Raw genomic sequence first — 25659 nt, forward strand, 5'->3', positions numbered from 1 at the left:
TCGACCCTAGTGCCCAGCGTGAGGGCGGCCTGATAGGCAAAGCACGTCGGCGATCTTGCCCTCCGGCGTGACGGCGAGGCCGATCGAATGGGTCAGGTCGATCTGGCCGAACACCCCTTCGAACGACGTCTGATAGGCGCTGGGGTAATCGCGATAGACCAGCCGGTAGCCGCCCCGCTCCAGCCCGGCGAGCGGCGCATGCTCGTGGGTTTCGATCAGTTGTGCGGCAAAGACGCCCTGCCAGTCGAACGGCGCGATGCCGTTCAGCGTGTCGACCACCTCGTCGAATTCATAGGTATAGGTCGACCAGTCCCCCGGCGCGGCGGCAAAGAAGATGCGGACGAAATCGTCCAGCGAGCGGGTGTCCCCGGACAGTTCGCGCAACCGCGTGTCGACATCGAGCCAGATGAGCGCCCCTTCGGCGTAATAATCCTCGCTGCGCTGCCAGCTCGTCCAGGGAAGGGGAGCGCGGGCGGCGATGATGGGATCGCGGGTCGTGTCGATGGTGGGACGCCAGCGACTGCCGGCGCGGACATCGTAGCGCGCGGCGGTAAAGGCGAGTGCGCCCAGCGCCTGCTCCGCAGACCACAGGCCGGAGCGGGCGGACAGAATATGCGTCCAATATTGGGTCTGCCCCTCATAGACCCACATCAGGCTGTTGCGGATCGGTTTCTCGAAACAGGGCGTCCAGGAGTCCGCACCGCGCCGATGCTTGCCGTTCCAGCTATGCACATATTCGTGCGACACGGTGTCGCGCCGTGCGGCGTTGTCCGACCAGTCGCGGAAATAGCCGGGGATGCTGACCGCCTCGAACGAGCGATGATGTTCGATGCCCACGCTCGTCAGCGTTTCGCTGAGCGCCAGAAGCATCTCGAACCGGTCGAAGGGGCGCGAGCGGAACAGCCGGTCGGCCTGTTCAACCACCGCGCGGTGGGCGTCGATCTGTTCGGGCGTCGCGCCGAGCAGATGCGGCTCGTCCGCGACGATGGTCAGGCTGACCTGATCGTCGAGCGCCTCGCGGCGGACATGGCGTCCGGCCAGCACGGGCGAGTCCACCAGCGTGTCGAGCGCGGTGCGCTCGAACCGGATCGTGCCATCGGCATGGTCCAGCACGGCCAGGGCACATGCCGCCTGCCAGCCGGGCGGTATCGTCAGGCTGGCATCGACCATGATGCCGCGCGCATAATGGCCCGCCGGATACAGGACGCTGGTGTTCCAGGGCAGGCAGAGCATGTCGGGGGTACACAGCACGCGCCCTTGCGCCGGATCGGTGGGCGACAGGAACTGGAACTCCGCCTCGATCGCGTCGACGCCGTCCGGCACGTCGATGGCAAAGGCATTGACGGTCACCGGATGACGCCGCCAGCGTAGGTCGCGCCCGCCGGCATGGACGCACAACCCGGCAAACAGCTCGATCGGCGCCTGTGGGGCGTGAAAGCCCGGCAGCCATTTGGGATATAGCAGCACAAGCTCGCCGGCGCCCGTGACCGGGATGATTTCGCGCACGCGGAAGATGCCGCGATCGACGTCCGTCGCATCGACGGCGAGGTGCAGCACCCCGCAATAGGGTTGATCGATGGGTTCGGGGATGCCGGGCGGATCGGGCAGCGGATGCGGCAGGTGAAGGGGTGGGGCGATGTTGTGCACTGGAAAGCTCCGGCAACAGGCGGGAGAGGGGGACCGGAACGGGCGCGTCAGGACATCGAGTGCAGCACATCGCGGCAATGGACGCGCGCGACGGGCATGCCGTTCTCGTCCAGCACATCCATGCGTCCGCGCGGGTCGATCCTGCTGCGTCCGGCCCGTTTGAGCAGGCTGCATAGCCGGCGATTGGCATGGGCCAGCGCCAGCGAGACGCTGGCGGCCTGCAGCCTGCGATGGTCGACGATGCGACCCGACTGGTCAAATAAAGCCAGTAGATACAGTCGCATAAACCGATAATCGAACGCGCAGGTCCGCCGTTCCCGGGCTTGATCCGGATCATCACGATTGTGGGCGGCCCCCATGCCGGGTGGGAGCAAAGGGGGGTTTTCCGTGTGAAAGCACGAATGGGGCGGACGATCGCCGGCCGTGGAGGGCCAAGCCCCTCGCGTTTTCCGCGTGAAAACAGGTCCGTTGGCCGGTGACGGCGTCCAGGCGGCGGAAATACGGGTTTTTCCAAGCAATTCGCCCCCAGGGGCAGGGGCGGGTGACGAATATTCGTGCTTTCACGCGGAAAACCCCCCCGCGCCGCCCGGCGATGTGGACAAGGCGCGGGGATCGCCACATGCTCCGGCCCGACGGGAAGGCGGGACGATGGGCGAGATTTCACGACGGCAAGACGATCTGTTTCCGCTCGACAGCCCGCTGTACGGCGACGTTCAGGGCGAGCGTACCGTTGCGGAATTCCCGTTCTTCGCGCTGACCAAGAAGGCGCAGATGACGCCGATGATCTTCGAGAGCGGTGATGCGCGGATCGAGATCAATCCCAGCAAGACGGGCGTCGCGACGATCTACGACAAGGAGATCCTGCTCTACATCGCCAGCCTGATGGCCGCGCGGATGGAGCAGGGCGAACAGGTCGAGCGGGTGATGAGCTTTACCGCCAACGACCTGTTCCGGGTGACCGGCACCAATGCCTCGGCACGGTCCTACACCTCGTTGAAAGCGTCGCTCAACCGTCTGCAGGGCACGCAGATCATCACCAATATCGAGACGGGCGGGGAGGGGTCGGACAGCGCCTTTTCGTGGCTGCTGAAGGCGGACATCAAATATACCAAGCTGCCGTCCGGCGAGCGCCGGGTGAAGCGGGTCGAGGTGATGGTGTGCGACTGGCTGTACCGCGCGATCCTGACCGACCGGCGGATCGCGGCCTATCACCTGGACTTCTTCAAGCTGGGACCGATCGAACGCCGCCTGTACGAACTGGCCAAGTTCAACTGCATCGACGACGAAGCCGGCTTCACCATCGATCTGGAGGCGCTGGCGACGCGGGTCGGCTGCGCGACCGACAAGCGCGGGCTGGAATATCTGAAGAAGCAGTTGCGCGACGTCGCCGACAAGCAGCCGCTGCCCGAATATACCGTGATGCTGGATGAGGAGAAGATGCCCTCGGCACGCGGCGGACGCCCGCGGGTGCGCACGCTGGTCAGCTTCCGGACGCGGCCCAGGCCGCTATCGGATGAAAGCGGTGACATGGACGAGATCGGCGGGGAGGGCGCGGAGCCGGATTTTCCGTGTGAAAGCACGAATCCGTAAGGACCCATCCTCCTAGCAGACGATTTTGCGCGCACGGCGCCGATACGGACCATGATCGGCGCTCGAACGGGGGGTTTTCCGCGTGAAAGCACGAATCTTTGTTGAGGTTTTCCGCGTGAAAGCACGATTCAACGCGCTTGGGTAAAACCGCTTTGGCGGCAATGATGACCCTTGCGCGATTCAGGTGTGTGCAGCCGGCGGTTTGATGATGCCGGGCACAGGCCAGGGTCGGGTGGTGGCGGGTATGACCCCGCGGCCGGGGACGAAAAAGGGACCACCATGACCGGATAAAGGAAACCCGGCACGAAGGCCGGGCATCCAAGGTTCATATCGACACGCCGGCAAGCGTGTGCGGGATCACCTCACTCGTGATCTCCGGATACATGATCCTGCCCCTTCCCGCAAGGATGCGCGTTTCGCGCCACGTCATTCCTTTGCCCGAGCATGTCCCGCATGGGGATCATGACGATGGCGATCATCACGATTGGAGCGGCCTCGCTCCAGGCGCTGGGTAACATGCGCGCGCGCAAAGCTGCGCGATCGGGCGCGGTGCATCGCACCGGCGCGCCGGTGCTGCGCGGCAGCCTGGAAGCGGGCAGCTTCGAGGAGGCGTTCTTTGCGGTGCCGGCAAAGGGCGAGACCGATCGCCTGCTCCATGTCGCGCGGCGCACGCTGGACGCGGCCCGCCGGCTGCGCCGGGATGCACGGGCCGGAATGCGGACGCTGAGTGCGCGCGAACGGTGGATCGTGCGGCTGAGCGCGGGAGCCGTGCGCATCTTCGAAGAGCTATTGACGCTGGCGCGCCTTAACCGCGGCCGTGTCTATCCCTCCTATGACCATCTGGCGGAAGCGACGGGAATGGGACGGGCGACCGTGGCGCGCGCCCTGACCGTTTTGGAGGGCATCGGCTTTCTGGTGCGGCAGCGGCGTTTCCAGCGTGTCGCCAGCGAAGGCGGCACCGCGCGCTATGCGCAGACCTCCAACGTGTACCGGGCGCTGATGCCGGCATCGGTCGAGGCCTATCTGCCGCGCTGGATGCGGCCTGCGCCGCTGCCCGATGACGAGGCGCAGCATCAGGCGGAGCGCGCCGAGACGATGCGTGACATGCTCGGCACGCTTTCATGCCGTGACCTGGCCGAAGTGACGATCAGTGGTCCGCTCGGCAGGGTCCTGGCCCGGTTGGGCGCGACCCTCGATCGACAGGGATGCGAGTCTCAAAAGGATCCTGAACCGCTCTCAGAGTCTATTCATATGAACCTGACGGTGTCGGCCTAGCCGGCCGACGCCATCCGCCTGACGGCGACGAACGCGGAAAAGACAACCAGAACAACGAAGGAAGCCGAAACAGGAACGGTCGATGCACCGGCTATGCCGGCGCGGATGCTTCCCGGTGGAAGCAGGCGGTTGACCGCAGCGAGAGATGACGGCTGGTCCCCTCGCGGGCATGACGTGTAGAAGTGTCGGGGGGCCGACAATCCTACACGTCATGTCCACCGGCGTTATCAGCCGTTCGCGGCGCTCGACCGGACATTGCCGTTGACGCCGGCCGGGAAGAACCCGCCCTGCGTCACCGCGGCACGATTGAGATAGGCGATGTTGAGCACCTGTTGCGGGGTACGGCCAAAGACGATGCCGTTCGCATCGGCCGGCACGATGTTCGAGGTGTCGGCATCGCCCGTCACGCCCTGGTCGAGATCGGCCGGACCGTCGAGGCTGTCGCGCGCATCCGAGATTCGGCCGGCGTTGGTGCGCAGCACCGGCAGATCGAGACCCTTGCGATAGATCATCGTGCGCAACAGGCCCGAATGATAGGCCTCCACCGCCAGGATGCCGGCTGCCGCCTCCAGGATGACGGGGCTGGCGATCGCCGCGGCCGAACCCTTGTACGCGGTGACGCCGACGTCGCTGAGCAGCATGCCGCCCAGCAACCAGTTCTCGTCCGACGCATAGGGATCGAACGTCTCGTTCGGGCCGATCACCCCGGCCGAGCGCGCGGCTGCGGTAAAGGCGCCGTTGGCACCGCCATCGATGTTGATCGCAGGCTGGGCGATCGCGGCGCTGCCGAGCTGCTGGCGCAGGAACGTGACGTGCGCATTTTCATCGGCTGCGATCTCGCGGGCATAGGCGGCGATGCTGTTGTCGCCGAAGTTGACGCGGCGACCACCGGTGACGGCGCCTTGCATGCCGGTGCCGCTGGTCAGCGAGGAGGCGAGGGAGGTACCGAGCGCGGAGGACAGGTAATAGTTCGCCTCCAGATATTCGAGGTTCAGCGCGAAGTTCAGAATGTCGGCATCGGCCGCGCCGACCGGGGCCGGCGTCGGGGTGGGCGTGGGCGAGGGGCCGGGTATGATCGTCTGTTCCTCGTCATCGTCGCACGCGCTGAGCATCGCGGCACCGCCAACGGCAGCGACGCCGGTGCCGGCGAACTTCAGGAACCGACGTCGCGCCGCCCGGCGCTTTTCCGCCAGTTCGAACACTTCAAGCAGACTGTCATGATCGATCATGCTGTGTCCCCTTTGGGATAAGCGAGGAGGTCAGGCGGAAAGCGCGCTGGAGCGGATCGTGCCGTTGACGCCGGCCGGGAAGAACCCGCCCGCGGTGACCGCGGCCGCGTTCAGATAGACGATGTTCAGCACCTGCTGCGCGGTCCGGCCAAAGGCGATGCCATTGGCGTCGGTGGGCGCGATGTTGGCGACGTCGCCGGCCGCGCTGGACACGCGGGCGATGCCCTGGTCGATGTCGGCGCTGCCGTCGAGCCGGTCGCGCGCATTGGAAATCGCCTCGGTATTGGCGATCAGCGTCGGCGTGTCGATGCCCTTCTGGTCCAGCGTCGTGCGGATCATCGCGGCATGATAGGCCTCGGCCGCATGGATGCCGGCTGCGGCATCGATATAGGTCTTGTTGGTCAGAAGCCCGACCGAACCCTTGTACGCGGTGACGCCGACATCCTCGAACAGGAAGGCGCCGAGCAGGAAATTTTCGTCGGAGGCATAAGGGTCGAAGGTCGCATCCGCACCGGTGATGACGCCCGCTGCGCGGGCCGCGCTGCTGAACCCGCCACCTGCCGCGGTGCCGACATCGATCGCCGGCTGGGCGACCGCCGCAGCGCCGAGCTGCTGGCGCAGGAAATTGACATGGGCGATCTCGTCCAGCGCGATCTCGCGCGCATGCTGCGCGACGATCGGGTCGGAGAAGCGTACCGCCCGCCCGCCGGTCGCAGCGCCCGGCGTTCCGGTGCCGCCCACCGAGGTCGCGGCGATCGGCGTGCCGAACACCGCATAGGAATAAAAGTTCGCTTCCAGATATTCCAGGTTAAGCGCGAAATTCAGCACATCGGCATCGGTCAGCGTCTGTGCGGCCGCCCGGTTGGCGACCAGGAACGAGCCGGCACCGATTGCAGCCGCCCCCACCGCGGCGCGGAAAAAGGCGCGGCGCCCTTCGCGGCGTCGTGCCTGTCCTTCCAACGCTTCGAGCAATTGATCGCTTTGTGTCATGTGCGAACCTCCCATCAGGATGGTTGCGAAGCTCCCGAACGAACTCCTATGTTCCAAGTTATTGATACGCATACGTAAAATACTTGTGTTTTGCCTGTGTTTCTTGATCTGGATTGTCTTTCCGGCCGCGTCGCGGGACGGAATAGCAACGACCATGGAGACGGGGCGCGCATGACCCAGAAAGACAAGATGCTGGCGGGCGAACTCTACACCGCCGACGATCCCGAACTGGCGGCCGATGCCGCGCGGGCGATGCGCTGGCTGGAGCGCTACAACCGGATGCTGGCGGCGTCCGCTTCCGATCGGCACGCGATGCTGGTGGAGGGACTGGGCAGCGCCGGCACGGGCGCGACGATCCGGCCACCATTCCACTGCGACTATGGCTACAACATCCATCTGGGGCGGGGCGTATTCCTGAACTTCGGGTGCACGATCCTGGACGTGGTGCGCGTCGATATCGGCGAGGGGACGCAGATCGGGCCGGGCGTGCAGATATTGACCGCCGATCATCCCCGCGATCCCGCCGCGCGGGCGCAGATGCTGGAGTTCGGCCGACCGATCAGGATCGGTGCCAATGTATGGATCGGGGGCGGCGCGATCATCGTACCGGGCGTGACGATCGGCGACGACGCGATCATCGGCGCGGGCAGCGTCGTTACCCGCGATGTGGCCGCAGGGGCCACGGTGATGGGCAACCCGGCACGGTCAAGAGGCTGAAAAGAGTGCCATAATCGATCACTCAGTGCCGTGTTTATCAATGTTCTGATAAGGTGATCCGTGGCATAAGCGCGGTGTAATCATTTTATCCGAAAGCATAAGCGCGGTGTTCATCCTTCTTCTTGCGGTTGCGTGGATCGTCGTGTCGGTGACGGCCGGGCTCGTGCTCGCGCGTGCAATCGGCGCGATGGAGGCAAAGCCGGTCGTGCCCGCCGAACCCGCACCCGCGCCGCAAGCAGATCTCGCCCACCAGAACTAGGGTCGACGGCGATTTGCCGCTCGACATGTCGCGGTGTCGACACGTAGAGCGATCGATATGCCGACAATCGCGATCATCAGTCAGAAGGGCGGGGCGGGCAAGACGACGCTGGCCATCCATCTCGCCAGCGCGGGGCAGGAGGCAGGCCAGGTGTCGCTCATCATCGACACCGATCCCCAGGCCACTGCCGGCCAATGGGCGACATGGCGCCAGGATGCGCCGCCCGAGGTGATCGACAGCCCGCCACCGCGGCTGGCGGCCAAGGTGCAGCAGGCGATGGGACAGGGCGCACAGTTGGTGGTGATCGATACGCCGCCCCATGCCGACAGCGCGGCGCGGGCGGCAGTCGAGGTGGCGGACCTGGTGCTGATCCCGTGTCGGCCGAGCGCGTTCGACCTGTCGGCGATCCAGACCACCGCCAAGCTGGTCCAGTTGCTGCGCAAGCCGGCTTTCGTCGTGTTCACCGCCGGCGCACCCAATGCCCCGCGCATCTATGCCGAGGCGGGCGAGCTGGTGGACAGCTATGGCACGCCGCCCTGCCCGGTGATCCTGCCCGACCGCGCCATCTATCGCCATGCCGCGGCCGAGGGGCGGACCGTGATGGAGGCCGAGCCTGCGGGCAAGGCCGCGGACGAGATCCGCCAGCTCTACACATGGGCGAGCCGCCAGCTCGGCCTCCCCAAGCCCCGTTTCAGGAAGGTGCCCGCATGAGCCGCAAACCCAGTTTCGCCAATCTGCGCAGCCATGCCCCCGCTGCTCCTGCCGCAAAGCCGGAAGAGGATCGCGCCGCGCGCCCCGCCAGCCGCGAAGGCCGCAAGCAGATCGCCGGCTTCTTTTCGCTGGAAATGTCGCTGGCGATGCATATGACCGCGCGGCGTCAGGGCCGGAGCCTGCAGGCGCTGATGGCGGAGGCGTTCAACGACGTGTTGAAGAAATATGGCGAGAGCCCGATCGGCGATTAGGCGGCCATATCGGCGCGGCGCACGGATTGCCGCGCAAGCCCAACCCTGCAATTGTACGAGTAGAAAAACCGCCTGCCGGACACGCGGCAGCGGATGTGTCGGACGGGGGGGGTATCATGAGAGATGTCGAGATGAACCGCAGGGCGCTGTTGGCGTCCGGCCTGGCGGGTGGCGTGGCCGCGGTCGGCGTTGCCGGGCAGGCGGGGGCACAGGCATCGGCATCGGCCGGCACCTTGCTGGCGCCGCGGCCCCCGATGGGCTGGAACAGCTGGAACAGCTTTGCGACCACGATCACCGAGGCGCAGGCGCGCGAAACCGCCGCGATCATGCGCGCAAAGCTGCTGCCCTTCGGCTACGACATCTTCACCGTCGACATCCAATGGTATGAGCCCGCCGCGTCGAGCTACGAATATAATGCCGAGCCGGTGCCGGCGATGGACGGTTATGGCCGGCTGATCCCCGCGCCCAATCGCTTTCCCTCCAGCGCGGGCGGCAAGGGGTTCGCACCCCTGGCCGCCGATGTCCACAAGATGGGGATGAAGTTCGGCATCCACCTGATGCGCGGCATCCCGCGCCTGGCGGTGAAGAAGAACCTGCCGGTGCTCGGCACGCCGTACCGCGCGCAGGACATCGCCGATACGAACAGCATCTGTTCGTGGAACCCGGACATGTACGGCGTCGACATGACGAAGCCGGGCGCGCAGGCCTATTACGACAGCGTGTTCAAGCTTTATGCCGACTGGGGCGTCGACTTCGTCAAGATGGACGACATGAGCCGCCCCTATGACGCGCACGCGCCCGAGATCGAGGGCGCGCACAAGGCGATCCGGAACACCGGCCGCCCGATGATGCTGAGCCTGTCACCGGGCGAGACGCCGGTGATCCGCGGCGACCATGTTCGCCAATATGCGCAGATGTGGCGGATCTCGGACGATTTCTGGGACGACTGGGGAATGCTGGAGGCGCAGTTCACCCGGCTGGAGAACTGGAACCCGCACCGCCGCCCCGGTGCCTGGCCCGATGCCGACATGCTGCCGCTCGGCCTGCTGGCGCTGGGCAAGCGCGACACCAGGTTCACGCCCGACGAGCAGCGCACGCTGATGACCCTGTGGTCGATCGCACGCTCGCCGCTGATCATGGGGGGCGACCTGCGCCACCTGGATGCGCCGACGCTGGCGCTGCTCACCAATCGCGCGGTGCTGGCGGTCAACCAGGCATCGACCGACAACCAGCCGCATTTCGTCGAGGACGGCACGCGCATCTGGTCGGCCCGGCCGGAGGGGAGCCAGGACCGCTATCTCGCGCTGTTCAATACCACCGACAAACCCAAAGAGGTGGGCATCGCCCTGCGCGAACTGGGCAAGGCCGGCACGGTCCGGTTGCGGGACCTGTGGACGGGTCAGGACGCGGGCACCGCAAGCGGCCATGTCACGCGCACTGTGCCCTCGCACGGCGCCGCGCTCTACCGTTTGACCTGAAGCTGGTGATGGGGGCGGGCCCGGCCGCGTCAGGCGTCGGTGCGCAGGCGGTATCCGACCCCCAGTTCGTTGGCGATCACGCTGCCGACCGGCGCCGGCGCCTCCAGTTTCTGGCGCAGGTTGCGGATGACGATGCGCAGATATTCGATGCGCGGGTCTTCCTCGCCGCCCCAGCAGGCCGACAGGATGCGTTCATGGGTGACGATCCGGCCGATATGACGGGTGAGCAGTGCCAGCACGTCATGTTCCTTGCGGGTGAGATGCACCTCGGTGGAGCCGCGGCAGACGATGCGGCGATCGAGATCGATGCTGAGATCGCCGCGCTGCACGAGCTGCGGCGTCGTCACCGATCGGCCATGATGCCTGAGCGCGACGCGCAGCCGGGCGAGCAGCTCCTCGGTATCGAACGGCTTGCCGACGAAATCATCGGCGCCGAGGTCGAGCGCGGCGACCTTTTCGTCGACGGCGTCGCGGGCGGACACTACCAGGATGACGGCATCGGCTTTCGCGCGCAGCAGCGGGATGAGGGAAAGACCGTCGCGATCGGGCAGGCCCAGATCGAGCAGGATGGCGCTCGGCTGCTGGGCCGCGGCCTGATGCAGCGCATTCTTCGCATCCTCCGCCTCGACGACGAGGTAGTCGGCACGGACCAGCGTGTTGCGGAGCAGGCGGCGAATGGCGGCTTCGTCATCCACCACGAGGATTTTTGCGGGCATTTCAGGACAAGCCTTCGGTCGGGGTGTCGCGAACGATCAGGGCGGGCGGGAAGATCAGGGCGAAGGATGCGCCGATGCCGTCCGCCCGGTTCGTCGCCTCGACGGTCATGTTCATCGCCTCGGCGAACGCCTTGACGATGGCAAGGCCCAGTCCCGTGCCGCCAACGGCGCGGTCGGAGCCTTCGAGGCGGGTGAATGTCTCGAACACTTGCGACTCCCGGCCCGCTGGCAGTCCGGGGCCGAGATCGAGGACCGCGAGGCGGACTTCGCCGAACCGGTTGCGGCCCTCGACGACGATCTCGGTGCCCGGATCGCCGTAGCGGCCGGCATTGTCGAGCAGGTTGAGCAGGCAATGATGAAGGAGCTGCGGGTCGACCCGGACGAGCGGCAGATCGGGCGGTACATCCAACCGCACCCCGTGACCCTCCAGCGCACGCCGGGCGTCATGTGCGGCGCCGGTCACGGCATCACTCAGATCGGTCGCCTCGATGTTCAGCCGGATGGCGCCTGCTTCGACGCGGGCCATGTCGAGGAGGTTGGTGACGAAGCGGTGGAGGCGGGCGGCTTCGCTTTCGATGGTGGCGATCAGGTCGGGGGTGGTGCCGTGGTGGAGTTGCGCGGCCGCCGCGATCACGGCGGTGAGGGGGGTGCGCAGGTCGTGGCTGACCGAGGAGAGCAGGGCCGCGCGCAGGCGGTCGCGGGTGCGGACGGCATCGACATCGCGCATCTCCGCCTGGAGCCGCAGGCGTTCGAGGACGAGCGCGGACTGGTCGATCAGGCTGCTGAGCAGCGGCAGCTGGTCGGGCCGTACCGGATCGGCGCCCGTTTCGCTGGCGACACCCAGCACGCCGAGAATGCGGTCGCCGGCCTTTAGCGGCTGGAACAGCCATTCCGAGGCGGCGAGCGTCGCCGATCCCTTGCCCGCCGCACTGCCGGTTTCGAACGCCCAGCCCGCCGCGGCATCGTCCATCGTCCCCAGCCGGTAGGCGGGGTCGCTGGCGGCGAGGATTTCCAGCGTCGCGCCAGGCACCGGCCCGAGCAGGATGACCTGCACGCCCAGCAGGCGCCGGATATCGTCGCAGATCATCTGCGCTGCGGTTTCGGCATCGTTGACGCCGGCGATCTGGCGCAGGAACCCGGCAAGCGTGGCGTTTGTCCTGGCGCTGGCCGCGGCGAGATCGGCCTGGGCGCGGACGCGGGACATCAGGTGGCTGGTGGCAAAGGCGATGCCGAGCAGGACGATGACCGAGATCAGATTTTCGGGATTGCTGATGCTGAGCGTACCTACCGGGGGCAGGAACACGAAGTTGTAGGCGAGGCTGGAGGCGATCCCGGCATAAAGGCCGGTGCGCAGCCCGAAGAAGCTGGCGGCCGCCATCACCGGCAACAGGTAGAGCAGCGCGACGTTGCCGAGGTCGAGGACGTGGAAGAGCGCGCTGGCGGCGCCCGTGACGGCCGCGACCATCGCCGTCGTCGCCGTATAGCCAAGCGGCGTGCCCCACCGGGCAGGGCGGCGCCGGCCGCGCCCGCCGGCATCGCTGCCGGGAGGCACGGGCAGGACATGGACCGTCACGTCCGGCGTGTTGCGGATCACCTGATCGACGACCGAGCCGTGGCGAAGCTCGAACCAGCGCGACCGGCGCGACTTGCCGAGGACGAGCTGGGTGGCGCGCGCGTCACGAAGAAAGGTCTGGATGCCTTCCACGACGTTTGCGGCGGGAACGGTCGCCACCGCCCCGCCAAGCTGGGTCGCCAGCGTCATCGCCGCGGCGACGCGGGCATGCTGTTCGTCGGTGAAATGGGCCGCGCGCGGGGTTTCGACGAACAGGGCCGTCCAGGGCGCGCGCAGGCTGTCGGCGACGCGTTTGGCGGCACGCACAAGCCCGTCGGCGCCGGGCAGTTCGTTGATCGCGACGACGATGCGGTCGCTGCCCGCCCAGGTTCCGCCCAGACCCAGGGCGCGCACATCGTCGAGCATGCGGGCATCGACCGCCTGCGCGGCACGGCGCAGCGCCAGTTCGCGCAGCGCCGAGAGGTTGGACCTGGAGAAGAAGTGGCCGAGCGCGCGTGTCGCCTCCTGCGGCAGATAGACCTTGCCCGCCTTCAGCCGCTCGATCAGTTCGTCGGGCGGAATGTCGACCACCTCGATCTCGGCCGCTTCCAGGATGCTGTCGGGCACCGTTTCGCGCACCCGCACGCGGGTGAAGCTGGCGACGACGTCGTTGAGGCTTTCGACATGCTGGATGTTGATCGTCGAATAGACGTCGATCCCGGCCGCCAGCAGCTCCTCGACATCCTGATACCGCTTGGGATGCCGGCTGCCGGGGGCATTGGTGTGGGCGAGCTCGTCGACGAGCACCAGTCGCGGGGCACGGGCGAGGATCGCGTCGAGATCCATTTCACGCAGCGTGCGGCCCTCATAGGGGACGGCACGGCGCGCGATGATCTCGTGGTTGCGGGTCAGCGCGTCGGTTTCGACGCGACCATGGGTCTCGACAATGCCGACGACCACGTCGACGCCGTCGCGCCGGCGGGCCGCACCCTCGGACAGCATCTCATAGGTCTTGCCGACACCCGGTGCGGCGCCGAGAAAGATTTTCAGCCGGCCGCGTCCCTCCTGCGCGGCGACACGCAGGAGGGCGTCCGGGTCGGGACGGCCGTTACCGGAGACCGGCATCGAGCGCCTGATTGAGCGCCAGCACGTTGACATGGGGGGCGCCCAGCACCGACCCTTGCGTCCGCCCGGTCACCAGCGCGCGGACGCGATCGGTGGAGATGCCGCGCACACGGGCGATACGCGGCGCCTGCGCCAATGCCGCGGCGGGCGACAGGTCCGGGTCGAGCCCCGAGCCGCTGGCGGTGACGAGGTCGGCGGGAACCGGGCCGTGCACGCCTTCGCCGCGGCGCTTGCCCACATCGGCTCCCACCCGGTCGACCAGCGCCTGGGCGGCCGGACCGAGATTGGAGCCCGACGAGGCGAGCCCGTCATAGCCCTTGCCGGCCGCGGACGGTCGCGTCTGGAAATAGCGATCGGCGGTGAACGGCTGGCCGATCACGGTCGAGCCGATCACCTGGCCGCCTGCATCCCGCACCAGGCTGCCATTCGCCTGAACCGGAAAGAGCGCCTGCCCGATGCCGGTCATCGCCAGCGGATAGCCAAGCCCCAGAAGGGCGGCGAACAGGATGATCATGACGATCGCAGGCCGTAATGCGGAGGAGAAATCCTTGCCCATATATTCAACTCCTTAGGCGAGGCCGAGGCCACCGACCACGAGGTCGATGAGCTTGATGCCGATAAAGGGTGCGACGAGGCCACCCAGACCGTAGATGGCGAGGTTGCGGGCGAGCAGCGGCCCGGCCGCCATCGGCCGATAGGCCACGCCCTTCAGCGCCAGCGGCACCAGCAGCGGTATGATGATCGCATTGAAGATGATCGCCGACAGGATCGCCGATTGCGGGGAGCCGAGCCCCATGACGTTGAGCACGCCGAGGCCGGGATAGAGCGCGACGAACATCGCCGGGATGATCGCGAAATATTTCGCCACGTCGTTGGCGACGGAGAAGGTGGTCAGCGCACCCCTGGTCATCAGCAGCTGCTTGCCCAGGCCCACCACCTCGATCAGCTTGGTCGGATCGCTGTCGAGATCGACCATGTTGCCCGCCTCGCGCGCGGCCTGCGTGCCGGTGTTCATCGCCACGCCGACATCGGCCTGGGCCAGCGCGGGGGCATCGTTCGTCCCGTCGCCGCACATCGCGACCAGCCTGCCACCCACCTGTTCGCGGCGGATCAGGTCCAGCTTGTCCTCCGGCGTCGCCTGGGCGAGGAAATCGTCGACCCCCGCCTCGGCCGCGATCGCCGCGGCGGTGAGGGGATTGTCGCCGGTGATCATCACCGTGCGGATGCCCATGGTCCTGAGTTCGCCGAAACGCTCGCGAATGCCGGCCTTTACCACGTCCTTGAGGAAGATGGCACCGAGCAGCCGCCCGTCCTGCGCCACGGCGAGCGGTGTTCCGCCGGCGCGCGCAATCTCGTCGGTGATGCGGCGCAACTCGGTCGCGGCCGCGGTCGCGCCGGCGCCCGCACTGGCGCGCAGGATCGAGTCCACCGCGCCCTTCTGGATCAGCGAGCCGTTCACCCGCACGCCGGAAATCCGGGTCTGCGCGGTGAAGGGGATGACTTCCGCATCCGCAGGCAGCCGGGCCGTGGTGACGCCGAACGTTTCGCGCGCGAGGGTGACGATCGAGCGACCCTCCGGTGTCTCGTCGGCCAGGCTGGCGATCAGTGCCGCCTCCGCCAGTGCCGCCTCGCCGGTCCCGCCGACCGCGCGGAAGGCGGAGGCCTGGCGATCGCCGATGGTGATGGTGCCGGTCTTGTCGAGCAGCAGCACGTCGATATCGCCGGCCGCTTCCACCGCGCGGCCCGATTTGGCGAGGACGTTGAAGCGGACCAGCCGGTCCATGCCCGCAATGCCGATCGCCGACAGCAGCGCCGCGATGGTCGTCGGGATCAGCGTGATGAGCAGGGCGGCCAGGATTGCGACCGGAATGCTGCCGCCCGCGTAAGCGGCGAAGCCCGGAATGGTGGCGACCGCGATCAGGAAGATGATCGTCAGCCCGACCAGCAGCAGCGTCAGCGCGATCTCGTTCGGCGTCTTCTGCCGCTCGGCACCCTCGACCAGTGCGATCATGCGGTCGAGAAAGCCCTTGCCGGGCTCCACCGTCACGCGCACGCGGATTTCGTCGGAGATGACGCGCGTGCCCGCGGTGACGGCCGAACGATCGCCACCCGCCTCGCGGATCACGGGGGCGCTTTCGCCGGTGATCGCGGCTTCGTTCACCGAAGCGACGCCGGACACCACCTCGCCATCCGACGGGATCAGGTCGCCTGTCTCGACCAGCACGATGTCGCCGACCTTGAGCTGGCTGGCGGGGATGTCGTCCCACGCCCGGCCATCGCCCTTCAGCCGCTTGGCGGTGAGCTCGGCCTTGGCGGCGCGCAGCGATGCCGCCTGCGCCTTGCCGCGCCCCTCCGCCAGCGCCTCGGCAAAGGTGCCGAACAGCACCGTCAGCCACAGCCAGACGGCGAGTTGCAGCTTGAAGCCGGTGGAAAGATCGTCCTGCCCGATCACGAGCAGGACCGTCATCAGCGCCGCCACGCTTGCGGTGACGAACATCACCGGGTTGCGGACGAGTTCGCCCGGGTTCAGCTTCACGAACGATGCCCTGACCGCGGGCACGACGAGGTCGGCCGTGAACAGGCTCTTGTGACTTGGTTTCGCCATGATGGCCCCTGTCAGAACAATTGGCCGCGGATCATGCCAAGATGATCGGCGATGGGACCGAGCGCGAGGCTCGGCAGGAAGGTGAGACCGCCCAGGATCAGGATGATCCCGACGAGGAGGCCGATCCACAGGCCACCGGTGGTCGGGAACGAGCCCGCGCTTTCCGGCGTGTAGCGCTTCGCTGCCAGGCTGCCGGCGATGGCCAGCATGGGCATGATGACGAAGAAGCGGCCGAGCCACATGGCGACGCCGAGCAGCCCGTTATAATAGGGCGTGTTGGCGGTCAGGCCGGCAAAGGCGGAGCCGTTGTTGGCGACCGCGGATGTGAAGGCGTAAAGGATCTCGGAAAAGCCGTGCGGCCCCTTGTTGAGCGGCCCGGCCAGGCCCTGGGCCAGCACCGAGGACAGCGCGGTGAGGCCGAGGATGACGAGCGGCAGCACCGCGATCGCCAGCACCGCCAGTTTTACCTCGCGCGCCTCGATCTTCTTCCCGACATATTCGGGGGTGCGGCCGACCATCAGCCCGGCGACGAACACCGCCAGGATGGCAAAGAGCAGGAAGCCGTAGATGCCGGCACCGACCCCGCCGATCACGACCTCGCCCAATTGCATGTTGAAGAGGGGGATGAGGCCGCCGAGCGCGGTGAAGCTGTCGTGCATCGCATTGACCGCGCCGCAGGATGCCGCGGTGGTGACCACCGCGAACAGCGCGGAGGCGGCGATGCCGAAGCGGGCTTCCTTGCCCTCCATATTGCCGCCGGCGACGCCGAACTGGTGCAGGACGGGATTGCCCGCCGCTTCCGCCCAATAGGTAACCGTGGTGCCGGCCAGGAACAGGATCATCATCGCCGACAGGATCGCCCAGCCCTGACGGGTGTTGCCGACCGCCCTGCCGAAGCACCAGGTCAGCCCCGTGCCGATCGCGAAGATCGACAGCATCTGGACGAAATTGGTCAGCGCGGTGGGGTTTTCGAAGGGATGCGCGCTGTTGGCATTGAAGAAGCCGCCACCATTGGTGCCCAGCATTTTGATCGCTTCCTGGCTGGCGACGGGGCCGAGCAGGATGGACTGGCGTGCGCCCTCCAACGTCCGGATGTCGACGACGCCGGCCAAGGTCTGGGGCACGCCGCTGGCGATGTAGAAGATGGTCAGCAGCGTGCAGAGCGGCAGCAGCAGATACAGGGTGATCCGGGTGATATCGGCCCAGAAATTGCCGATCGTCTTCGTCTCTGCCCGCGCGAACCCGCGGAACAGCGCAAAGGCGAGCGCGATGCCGGTGGCCGCCGACAGGAAATTGTGGATCGTCAGCCCCAGCATCTGGGAAAGGTTCGACATGGTGCCCTCACCACCATAGCTTTGCCAGTTGGTGTTGGCGGTGAAGCTGATCGCGGTGTTGAACGAAAGATGCTCGCCGACCGGGCCCAGCCCTTGCGGATTGCCCGGCAGCACCGCCTGCAGGCGCAGCACCGCATAGGTGAAGAGCATCAGCCCCGCGTTGAACACCAGCATGTGCACCGCATAGCGGCGCCAGCCCTGTTCCCGGGCGGGATCGACGCCGGCAAGCGCGTAGAAGCCGCGCTCCGCGGGCCCAAGCATGCGGTGAAGCGGCGTGCGCCGCCCCTCGTACAGCGCGAACAGCCACAGGCCCAAGGGCTTGGCAAGCGCGAGCAGGATGGCGGTAAAGCCGAGGATCAGGAACCAGCCCTGAGCGGTCATCGGTTCGCCTCCTTCAGAAGCGTTCGGGGCGGATCAGCACCGCCACCAGGTAGACGAGAAGGCCGAGCGCGGTCAGCGCCGCCAGCCAGAGGTCGAGGGTCATCGCCGTTCCCCTCACGCATTGTCGCAAAGGCGGACATAGGCGAGCGTCAGCGCCACCAATCCGACCATGATCGCGATCCACAGCAGATCCTGCACGGGCATGTCCTCCAAGGGTCAGAAGGCGGCGGTCAGCGAGACCAGGACGGTGCCCCCGGCGATGGTGCCGGTGCCGTCCTGGCCCTTGCTGAAGCTCGGGCGGAGATAGGCTGCGCGCCCGGTCGAGATGTCGGTGTCGACATAGCTGACGCCCAGGGTCAGGTTCCGGTAGCTGGTGTCGGCACCGATCGACCAGTCCCAATAGGCACCGGTCGGGGCGATGGCGGTGGCGTTCGGCCCCAGCCCGTCCTGGCCCCGGCTATGGCCGATATGCGCCTTCAGCGTGACCGGCGCAGCGGACACGGCCAGCGCCGCGTCGCCCCATAGATAGAGATTGTCGTCCCGGTCGCCGGGATCGGTATAGTTGCCGTTCGCCGCATCCGCGCCGGCGTTGTACCATTTGCCGATCGCCTGCTGCCGGGGCGCATAGGCGGCACCGGCGGTCAGCGTGGCCGGGCCGCGGGTACCGGTCAGCTTGATATAGGGTTCGGCGAAATCGGTTTTGTCGGCGCCGCCCGGATACATGTACCAGGTGAGGCCGATATCGAGCGCGGCGTTGGGCCCGAGCGAAGCCTTGTACCCGCCGATCAGGTCCAGCTCCATGTTGGCACCGCCAAAGGTGCCCCAACCGGCAAGGTTCGATGCCCAGACCCCGGCATATACGCCGCTGTCGTGCGCCGCGGTGATGCCCGCCTGCACCGCCATCTCCCGGTCGGACTGCGACACGCCGCGGAACCGGTAGTCGGAGGCGATCGTGGCGGCGCCGCTGATGGTGAGCGCGGGAGCGTCGGTCGTCCGGACCCTGTCATCCGGCGTCGACTGCGCCTGTGCGGCGAGCGGCATGCCGAGGAACGCGACCATTGTGGCCGTCTGTCGGAACTTCATTGTCACACCCCTTCGGAGCGACGACCGTCCCGTGACGATCGCCTTCAGGGGTGCGCGATTAGGCCTGGTGCGCGTAGCAATTCGAGATCGATCGGGGAAAAACGCATATAGCGCGCATATGTTTTGCAAATATTCCTAGGCGTTACCTGTCGGCAGGGCCGCGCCCGGATCAGCAGAGACAGTCAGGTGCGAGAATGGTTTCCACCATTTGCCCGATGGATCGCCAATGCTCGATACACACGGCATCATCGGCGAACAGGCAGCGCGCAACCTCGGTCGCCAATCGGTGGTCGATGGCATCCCGGTCGGCATCATCGGCGATCAGGGATGCCGCCTGCCGCCAGCGCGCTCTTGCAACCATTATGGTACTATATCGACCGAAACTGATCTGGATAATAACTCAGAAGAGGTATTGATGGCTCGCTACTGCCCCTGAGACATGACCACGAAAAAGGGGGCCGTGAAGGCCCCCTTCCTTGCGGCAGGAATGCCGGTCCGATCAGTTGCTGTCGGAGTCGTCGTCGCTCTTCACGATCGCGATCACGCCGATCGCCGCGATGCCGGCGGCAATGGCCGCAGCAGCGATGCCGGCGCCGGCGAGCTTGTTCGACTTGGCGGCGGGTGCCGAGGCGCGGGCGGACTTGGCGACCGACAGGCTGGCAGCCGGGTTCGCAGGAGCAGCGGCAACCGGAGCGGCAACCAGAACAGTGGCCGCTGCTGCGGCGAGGAACTTTGCGATCATTGTAATCTCCCTTGGTGAGTGGCCCCTATGCCCGGCCCCCTCGCTAAGGTCGAGGCGTTAACGATGAACAAAGTTTTCAGGCATTTAGCTGCATGGAAGCATCGGGCACGGGATCACCGGCGTTCGCGAGCCCTCGCGCGGATTATGACAACAGGCTGCCGGGCGGTGGTGTCGCCGGTATCAGCGACGCCTCGACATCGACCCCGGTCCTGCTGGCCGAATGGGTGCGGGTGGACTGAAGCTGCAGGTGCTGGACGGGCCCGAAGACGGTAATGACGGTGTCGCCGTGCAACCGATCTTGCAGGAGGCCGAAGAAGCGGTCGACGAATTGATCGATCTGGTCTGGCGTCAATCCGCGATCGTCCAGGGTCAACCGGGCAATCAGATCGGATCGCGTCACCTTGTCCCTTCCTCGCGCTGACAGCGGTGTCACGTGTCGCGAAGAAATCCAGCATTGTCTACACGGTGATGACGCCGATGCCGAAAATGCCGACCGGTCAGGCCGCCAAGACGTCGTCATACTCGACATCGGCAGGAGCATCCGCGTTCAGCCGCTCGCGCAGTTCCTTGCCGGGCCGGAAATAGGTGACGCGCTTTGCGGGCACCTTCACACCTTCGCCGGTTCTCGGATTGCGCGCCTGCCGGGCTTCACGAGCCCGTGTGGTGAACATGCCGAACCCGCGCAATTCGACCCGGCCATCGGCCTGCAATTGCCTGACGATGGCATCGAAAAACGCGGTGACGATAAGCTCCGCCTCGCGCGTCGTGAAATCGGCGTGCCGTTCCTTGATCATCTGCACCAACTCGGATCGCAACACGGCACACCCTCCTGCTCGCAAGCTTTTACAATCGTTTACCTGATAAGGATCAAGTTCTGAATATGCCCAATGCGCCGTGTAATGCTTTACAATCGACCTATTTCGGGCGCGAGGGGAGGGTACGGACAGGCGCGACGCGGCAGCCTTCCGGCGTGACATATGCGCATTCCAAACCGAGCCCGATTGATTCTTATAGCTCCGTTAGATCCGTCAAAGCGTTGGCGGTCGGAAGGTTTAGTGGTCATGCCAGCAAGGACCGGTGCTATGCCGCTGTTTTCACAGTTTTATGCCACTAGACCTGAATAATGCTCATGCATGAGTATATAAATCCAAGATCAATCTGCAGTGGTATGCAGATATAATCGGCGACCTTTATGAGATCGGTGAACGCGTCGCCTTTTGACGAGGATCAAGCACTTGCTCCCTTCGCTGCTTTCCACCTCCGTCCTGGCGCTCCTCGCCGGGGTGGTCCTTTCAAGCGGGGCGCCGACAGGTGCGATGCAGGCGCCGATCGCGGCCGCTACCCCGGCATTGTCTGCAATCGACCGGGTCTGGTCCAGCCACCGGGTCGGCTATGCGATGGTCGTCACCGATAGCCGGATCATCGTCGCCTATTATGATGCCAACCGGCAACTGACCGTCGCCTCGCGACCGCGCGGCGCCCCGGCCTGGGTCTATCACAAGGTCGACAGCTGGACCGGATGGGACAGCCACAATTACCTCGCGATGGCGCTGGATGCGGCCGGACAGATCCATGTCGTCGGCAATCTTCACGGCGATCCGCTGGTCTATTACCGTACCACGCAGGCGGGCGATGTCCGTACCCTGGCGCGCGTACCAGTGATGGTGGACCCCGCGGCCGAACAGCGCATGACCTATCCGATATTCCTGCACGATGCCGATGGGCGGCTCGTCATGAAATATCGCGATGGGCGCAGCGGCAACGGCAACGAGATCTACAATGTCTACGACCCCGCCACCCGGACGTGGCGCCACCTGCTGTCGACACCGCTGACCGATGGGGAAGGGCGGCGCAACGCCTATTTCGTCGGGCCACGACTGGGCCCGGATGGCTGGTTCCATCTCGCCTGGGTCTGGCGCGAAAGCCCGATGGCCGAGACGAACCACGACCTGTCCTATGCCAAAAGCCGCGATCTGGTGCACTGGACGCGGGCCGACGGCACTCCGCTGACGCTGCCGATCCGCCTGTCTAGCGCCGAAATCGTCGATCCCGTTCCGGTCGAGGGCGGGATGATCAACAACAACACCGTGATCGGCTTCGACCCCGGAGGGCGGGTGATGATCACCTATCACAAGTTCGACAAGGCCGGGAACACGCAGATCTTCGTCGCGCGGCGTGAGGGCGATCGCTGGCGGACGCAGCAGGTCAGCGGCTGGCAGGGCTTTCGCTGGGACTTTCGTGGTGGAGGCTCGCTCGACAGTCGTCTGTTTGTCGAGGGGCCGGTGCCGGTCGGCCGCGATCGCATCCGCGTGTCCGTCATACGGGACGGCAAGCCGATCGATTTCCTCCTTGATGCCGCCAGCCTTAAACGGATCGAGGAGCGGCCGGCGAACCGCCTGGCGGATCGCTTGCGCGGCGTGATCGCGGTGCCCGAAGGCATGGTACTCAATACGCTGGAGGACCCGAGTGGCAGCGGCGTCGCGCTTGCCTGGCCCAGCCGCCCGCCGCATCGCGATCAGCCGGACGAAGACATCACAACTCCGACCGTGCTGCGGCTGGTGGAGGAAGCGACGCCGCGTTGAGGCAGGCGACGTGTCGCGCGCTATGTGTCCGCCAAGATAGGTCGTAGCCGGCACATCATACGGCTTCCGGACGGTTCGTGGGGGCATCGCAGAGCCACTCCGTCAGCGTACGCTCTCATCACTGCCATCCGAAACGCCCCAGACGGCGAAGCCGCTGAAACCGCCGAACCTGCGCCGTCCATCCTATTGCCGGGATATGGTTCGCCAGATCCCTCATGCGGTCTTGGTAGTCCTGCGCTGTTTTAGCAGATGGCCGCGCAACCGATTCAACAAGCGCCGGAATCTAAAATGGCCAGGACGCCCCGGCACCGATCGCTATCCAGGTTCACGAAGATGCCTTTGAGCGTTGATCGGTGCCTATGGTCGCGCTCCGATGCGGCCAAGGCCGACCGCCGGGTGGTCGGGGTTCAGCAATCCCGACCGTATGCGCCGACGCCCTTATACGGTGTCGTCAAAAGCATAATTGAACTGATCAAATCACTAGCGATCCGCGCACCTGTCGCGCTTGGTTCATACGGGGGCCAATGGGCCGGAGCGAGGATCAAGGATCCGCTACCCATCACAGTGCGCGCGGGTGCCGCTGCCGGACAGCAAGGGCGTGATCAACCATCAACCGATGTAATCTCTAAATGTCGGTAACGATAATACCATGTTATGGTTATTATAAGATATCGGCTATGGTTTGGAGGGGTGGTAGCTGTGGGCGGCATGGCCAATTTCGCTAGTCCGCGTGGGCAACCCGAGCAATGCAGAGGCAAGACCGATGAAGCCGGCGTAGGAGCGCATCGACGACTGCTCGACGCCTAGCGCCGAGCAGTCGCGCTACTCGCTGACACCGTGAGACGCCTGGACGTGCGCGACTATCTCGCACACGTTCAGGCGTCAGAGCTTTTTTGCCAGAACCTCCTGCCGGATTTGCTTGTCCAAGCTACAGGCCCGTGACCAACTGTTTAGCGCAAAGGCAATTCGCTCCTGAGTATACCTCGGCTTCTTCATATCCCGGATCTTTGCCCAAAGGCTCCAAAGGACAAAAAATCCTCACTCAAACTGGGCAAAACCGGAGGACGTCACATCAAAAGCGCAGGCGCACTCCCGCGCTGATCGTCTCCTGGTGATCGTCACGCCCGGTCTGGGCCGCAGCGGTGGCGAAGATGTCGAGCCCGCTTGGCAGACGATAGGCGACACCGCCTGACGCGGTGCCAACCAGTTCGGCGCGTGACGCGCCGATCGCGGTCAGGCCAAGGCCGCCTCCGGCATAGCCCGCCCGTGCATCCGTGCGCTGTCCCTCGATCTGGTAGCGCGCACCCAGTGTCACGAACGGGCGGAACGGAGCGTCCGAGGCTTCACTACGCGCGAAGGTCACACCCGCATCCGTGAAGCCTGCGACATGCCGGTCTCGTGCCACCGCAAGGGCAAAGGCGCTGCCACCATTTTCCGTGACCCCCTCACGCGTGGTCCGAACGTAGGTGATGCCGACACGCGGACGCAGCGACCAGCCGTTACCGACCTCGAGTCCGTAATAGGCCGCCAGATCGCTGACCCAGCTATGCAGGTTGTAACGGGCAGTTGCACCCCCTGCACCGAGCAGCGTACGATCGGTGTACGCTTCACCACCGTCGTACAGCAGCGACGCGCTGAAGCCCCAGCCCGCGTCGGCGCCGTAGCGTCCGTGCACACCGGCCACGATGCCATCGGCGCGGGTACGCGCGCCCAGTGCGCCGATCTGCTGCCGGCCGTTGAGATAGCCGGCAAACGCCCCGGCCGACCACTCTCGGTCACCATAGCCCAGACCACCGAGGAAGCCGTAGCTTTGGGTGCGTGCGGTTGCGCTTCCCTGCGCCGCATCGCCCTGCAGCGTGTGCCACTGGCCGACCGTCTGCGCAAAGGTGAAAGCGCCGGGCTCGTCACGTGTCGTTGCAAATGCAGGGCTGCGCGCGGCCTGCGTCAGCGTCAATGCATGGTCGACGGCGAGTTGTGTGGCGGAGGCGTAGGGTTCGGGGGTGAGTTGGGCGAAGGCGCGCGGGTCCGAGGTGCCCGATGCGGTCAGCAGGGAGGGCAAGGCTGCGAACAGGGTGCTGGTGGCGGGTTGGGTGATGAGGGTGGCGTTGGCATAGGCGATGGAGCGGCTGACCTGGGGGCTGAAGCGCGGGTCGCCCAGGAACTGGCCGAGGAGCTGGATGCGGTCCGCACGCTGCACGACGAAGCCGAACAAGGTGTCGGATTTCAGAACGTTGGTGTAGCTGCCGGTGATGCCGCCACTGGCCACGACGAGATCATAGGACGTGCCGGGCCGGATCGCGCCGGTCGCGGTGATCTGAAGCGTGGCACCCTGGCCGATCGCAACCGCGCCGTTGACGACGAGCTTGTCGGCGAGCGCCGGCGTGATCTCGAACAAGGAGGTCGAGGTGCTGGCGAGCGTGACGTTGCCGTTGACCGTCATGACGCCCGGCGATGCGCCGGGACTGAGCGTGCCTGCAACCGCGATGTCGCCGTTGACGGTACCGGCCGATCCGAAGGTCGCGCCCTGACCGACCGCGATCCGCGGTGCGGTAATCGTCGATCCGGCCAGCCCCACCAGGCGCCCGCCCGTCAGGTCGATGCCGCCAAGTGCGGCGGTGCCGGCGATGGTCGCATAGCCGCCCGTCATGCCAAACGCCTCGACACCGGCGATCGACGTGAAGGCGACCGGCGCGGTCGCGGAACCACCGGATACCGAGATGCTGTCCCGGCCTGCGCCGCCATCCACTGCGCCGGCAAAGCGGCCGGCGATCAGCATGCGGTTGTCGCCGCCCCCGAAGCGGACCTGCGTCGCCGCCAGCGAGGAATCGCTGGCGATACCCAGGTCGGTGCCCGCCAGCACCTGGTCATAGACATGCGCGCCGGTAAGCGTCAGGACACCGCGACCTTCGGTCGCCAAGGTCTCGAAATCGCGCAAGGTGGTGCTGGCGAGGGTGCGGTCGCCGGCCAGCTCCAGCGTGGCGATATCATTGCCCGTGCCACCCGAGACGGTGCCGTTCAGCGTGGCCCCAGCCGCAAGGCGTAGCGCATCGTTGCCCGCGCCGAGATCGATCACGCCAGCGAGCGTCCCGGTCGGGGCGACGGATATTTGCTGATCCCCTGCGCCGAACGTCAGCGATGCGCCAACGGTGCCGAGCGTGCCGGTGATCGTCAGGGCGTTGCCCGCCAGCACGACCTGTTCGAAGCCGGTTGCCGTACCCGCCAGCGTGACGGGGTCGGTCGCGGTGAAGCGCAGCGTGTCGGTGCCTGCGCCGCCCGCATAAAGACCGGACGCGCGCGTGGTGCCGAGCGCAAGCAGGTCGTTGCCGGCGCCGAGCGCCACGCGCGCGACATCGCCGTCCGTGGCGAAGCTGTCATCGCCATCGGAGCCAAGA

24 protein-coding genes are annotated in these 25659 nt (G+C 66.2%); 9 read left to right on the forward strand and 15 right to left on the reverse strand.

The features are described 5' to 3' along the window. Positions 1-6: 6 nt before the first annotated feature. Both GQR91_RS01700 and GQR91_RS01705 read right to left on the reverse strand, forming a co-directional pair. The gene (locus tag GQR91_RS01700) at positions 7-1647 is read right to left on the reverse strand and encodes a M61 family metallopeptidase (RefSeq protein WP_160146859.1); all 1641 of its coding nucleotides are present in this window, start codon (positions 1645-1647) and stop codon (positions 7-9) included. Between the two features lie 47 nt (positions 1648-1694). Beyond that, positions 1695-1931 carry a DUF6894 family protein gene (locus tag GQR91_RS01705; protein WP_164727724.1) on the reverse strand — a complete coding sequence of 79 codons (237 nt, stop codon included), beginning with the start codon at positions 1929-1931 and terminating at the stop codon, positions 1695-1697. Between the two features lie 364 nt (positions 1932-2295). Here GQR91_RS01705 and GQR91_RS01710 point away from each other — a divergent pair, with 364 nt between their 5' ends. Together GQR91_RS01710 and GQR91_RS01715 are read left to right on the forward strand one after the other, a co-directional pair. Further along, positions 2296-3237 carry a replication initiator protein A gene (locus GQR91_RS01710; RefSeq protein WP_211368549.1) on the forward strand — a complete coding sequence of 314 codons (942 nt, stop codon included), beginning with the start codon at positions 2296-2298 and terminating at the stop codon, positions 3235-3237. Between the two features lie 462 nt (positions 3238-3699). Continuing rightward, positions 3700-4512, forward strand: coding sequence for a helix-turn-helix domain-containing protein (locus GQR91_RS01715; RefSeq protein ID WP_249042498.1), 813 nt, complete (start codon positions 3700-3702; stop codon positions 4510-4512). A 227-nt stretch (positions 4513-4739) separates the two neighbouring features. Here GQR91_RS01715 and GQR91_RS01720 read toward each other — a convergent pair whose 3' ends face one another. Both GQR91_RS01720 and GQR91_RS01725 read right to left on the reverse strand, forming a co-directional pair. After that, a complete protein-coding gene (locus tag GQR91_RS01720) occupies positions 4740-5741 on the reverse strand; it encodes a ferritin-like domain-containing protein (protein WP_149683377.1) in 1002 nt (333 codons plus the stop codon). Between the two features lie 30 nt (positions 5742-5771). Further along, the gene (locus GQR91_RS01725) at positions 5772-6731 is read right to left on the reverse strand and encodes a ferritin-like domain-containing protein (protein ID WP_149683378.1); all 960 of its coding nucleotides are present in this window, start codon (positions 6729-6731) and stop codon (positions 5772-5774) included. Positions 6732-6902: 171 nt separating this feature from the next. Between GQR91_RS01725 and GQR91_RS01730 the strand changes: the two genes are divergently transcribed. From GQR91_RS01730 to GQR91_RS01750, 5 genes are all read left to right on the forward strand, one after another. Further along, positions 6903-7448, forward strand: coding sequence for a sugar O-acetyltransferase (locus GQR91_RS01730; protein ID WP_149683379.1), 546 nt, complete (start codon positions 6903-6905; stop codon positions 7446-7448). Positions 7449-7554: 106 nt separating this feature from the next. Next, entirely contained in the window at positions 7555-7707 is a 153-nt protein-coding gene (locus GQR91_RS01735; protein WP_160146861.1) for a hypothetical protein, read from the forward strand. Between the two features lie 57 nt (positions 7708-7764). Continuing rightward, positions 7765-8418 carry a ParA family partition ATPase gene (gene parA / locus GQR91_RS01740; RefSeq protein ID WP_112384088.1) on the forward strand — a complete coding sequence of 218 codons (654 nt, stop codon included), beginning with the start codon at positions 7765-7767 and terminating at the stop codon, positions 8416-8418. Then, positions 8415-8669 carry a ribbon-helix-helix domain-containing protein gene (locus GQR91_RS01745; RefSeq protein ID WP_149683380.1) on the forward strand — a complete coding sequence of 85 codons (255 nt, stop codon included), beginning with the start codon at positions 8415-8417 and terminating at the stop codon, positions 8667-8669. The genes parA and GQR91_RS01745 overlap by 4 nt, the downstream gene beginning before the upstream one ends. A 131-nt stretch (positions 8670-8800) precedes the next feature. After that, positions 8801-10147 carry a glycoside hydrolase family 27 protein gene (locus GQR91_RS01750; RefSeq protein ID WP_149683381.1) on the forward strand — a complete coding sequence of 449 codons (1347 nt, stop codon included), beginning with the start codon at positions 8801-8803 and terminating at the stop codon, positions 10145-10147. 29 nt (positions 10148-10176) lie between these two features. Here GQR91_RS01750 and GQR91_RS01755 read toward each other — a convergent pair whose 3' ends face one another. The 7 genes from GQR91_RS01755 to GQR91_RS01785 all read right to left on the reverse strand — a co-directional run bounded on the left by GQR91_RS01755 (position 10177) and on the right by GQR91_RS01785 (position 18943). Continuing rightward, positions 10177-10863, reverse strand: a complete 687-nt coding sequence (locus GQR91_RS01755) for a response regulator transcription factor (RefSeq protein ID WP_149683382.1) — start codon at positions 10861-10863, stop codon at positions 10177-10179. Between the two features lies 1 nt (position 10864). Beyond that, complete coding sequence (locus GQR91_RS01760) at positions 10865-13540, reverse strand: sensor histidine kinase (protein WP_149683383.1); 2676 nt, start codon at positions 13538-13540, stop codon at positions 10865-10867. Further along, positions 13524-14096 carry a potassium-transporting ATPase subunit KdpC gene (gene kdpC, locus GQR91_RS01765; RefSeq protein ID WP_149683384.1) on the reverse strand — a complete coding sequence of 191 codons (573 nt, stop codon included), beginning with the start codon at positions 14094-14096 and terminating at the stop codon, positions 13524-13526. The genes GQR91_RS01760 and kdpC overlap by 17 nt, the downstream gene beginning before the upstream one ends. A 12-nt stretch (positions 14097-14108) precedes the next feature. Next, a complete protein-coding gene (gene kdpB, locus GQR91_RS01770) occupies positions 14109-16145 on the reverse strand; it encodes a potassium-transporting ATPase subunit KdpB (RefSeq protein ID WP_149683385.1) in 2037 nt (678 codons plus the stop codon). Between the two features lie 11 nt (positions 16146-16156). After that, positions 16157-17860: a potassium-transporting ATPase subunit KdpA gene (kdpA, locus tag GQR91_RS01775; protein WP_164727725.1), complete on the reverse strand. Its 1704-nt coding sequence runs from the start codon at positions 17858-17860 to the stop codon at positions 16157-16159. A gap of 13 nt (positions 17861-17873) precedes the next feature. Continuing rightward, positions 17874-17963, reverse strand: coding sequence for a K(+)-transporting ATPase subunit F (kdpF, locus tag GQR91_RS01780; RefSeq protein ID WP_037531783.1), 90 nt, complete (start codon positions 17961-17963; stop codon positions 17874-17876). A gap of 113 nt (positions 17964-18076) precedes the next feature. Next, positions 18077-18943 carry a TorF family putative porin gene (locus GQR91_RS01785; RefSeq protein WP_149683321.1) on the reverse strand — a complete coding sequence of 289 codons (867 nt, stop codon included), beginning with the start codon at positions 18941-18943 and terminating at the stop codon, positions 18077-18079. A gap of 226 nt (positions 18944-19169) precedes the next feature. Between GQR91_RS01785 and GQR91_RS01790 the strand changes: the two genes are divergently transcribed. Continuing rightward, complete coding sequence (locus tag GQR91_RS01790; protein ID WP_149683322.1) at positions 19170-19379, forward strand: hypothetical protein; 210 nt, start codon at positions 19170-19172, stop codon at positions 19377-19379. A 63-nt stretch (positions 19380-19442) separates the two neighbouring features. Here GQR91_RS01790 and GQR91_RS01795 read toward each other — a convergent pair whose 3' ends face one another. From GQR91_RS01795 to GQR91_RS19420, 3 genes are all read right to left on the reverse strand, one after another. After that, positions 19443-19685, reverse strand: coding sequence for a hypothetical protein (locus tag GQR91_RS01795; RefSeq protein ID WP_174236668.1), 243 nt, complete (start codon positions 19683-19685; stop codon positions 19443-19445). 142 nt (positions 19686-19827) lie between these two features. Further along, a complete protein-coding gene (locus GQR91_RS01800; RefSeq protein ID WP_149683323.1) occupies positions 19828-20085 on the reverse strand; it encodes an HU family DNA-binding protein in 258 nt (85 codons plus the stop codon). Positions 20086-20182: 97 nt separating this feature from the next. Beyond that, a complete protein-coding gene (locus GQR91_RS19420) occupies positions 20183-20503 on the reverse strand; it encodes an HU family DNA-binding protein (protein ID WP_149683324.1) in 321 nt (106 codons plus the stop codon). Positions 20504-20920: 417 nt separating this feature from the next. On the opposite strand from GQR91_RS19420, the gene GQR91_RS01810 reads away from it, so the two are divergent. Continuing rightward, complete coding sequence (locus GQR91_RS01810; protein ID WP_211368550.1) at positions 20921-22267, forward strand: BNR repeat-containing protein; 1347 nt, start codon at positions 20921-20923, stop codon at positions 22265-22267. 1072 nt (positions 22268-23339) lie between these two features. On the opposite strand, the gene GQR91_RS01815 is transcribed toward GQR91_RS01810, so the two are convergent. Continuing rightward, positions 23340-25659, reverse strand: a 2320-nt coding sequence (locus tag GQR91_RS01815) for an autotransporter outer membrane beta-barrel domain-containing protein (protein WP_164727726.1), incomplete at its 5' end; no start/stop codon positions are given.

It is taken from the genome of Sphingomonas carotinifaciens (assembly GCF_009789535.1).
GTDB lineage: Bacteria > Pseudomonadota > Alphaproteobacteria > Sphingomonadales > Sphingomonadaceae > Sphingomonas > Sphingomonas carotinifaciens.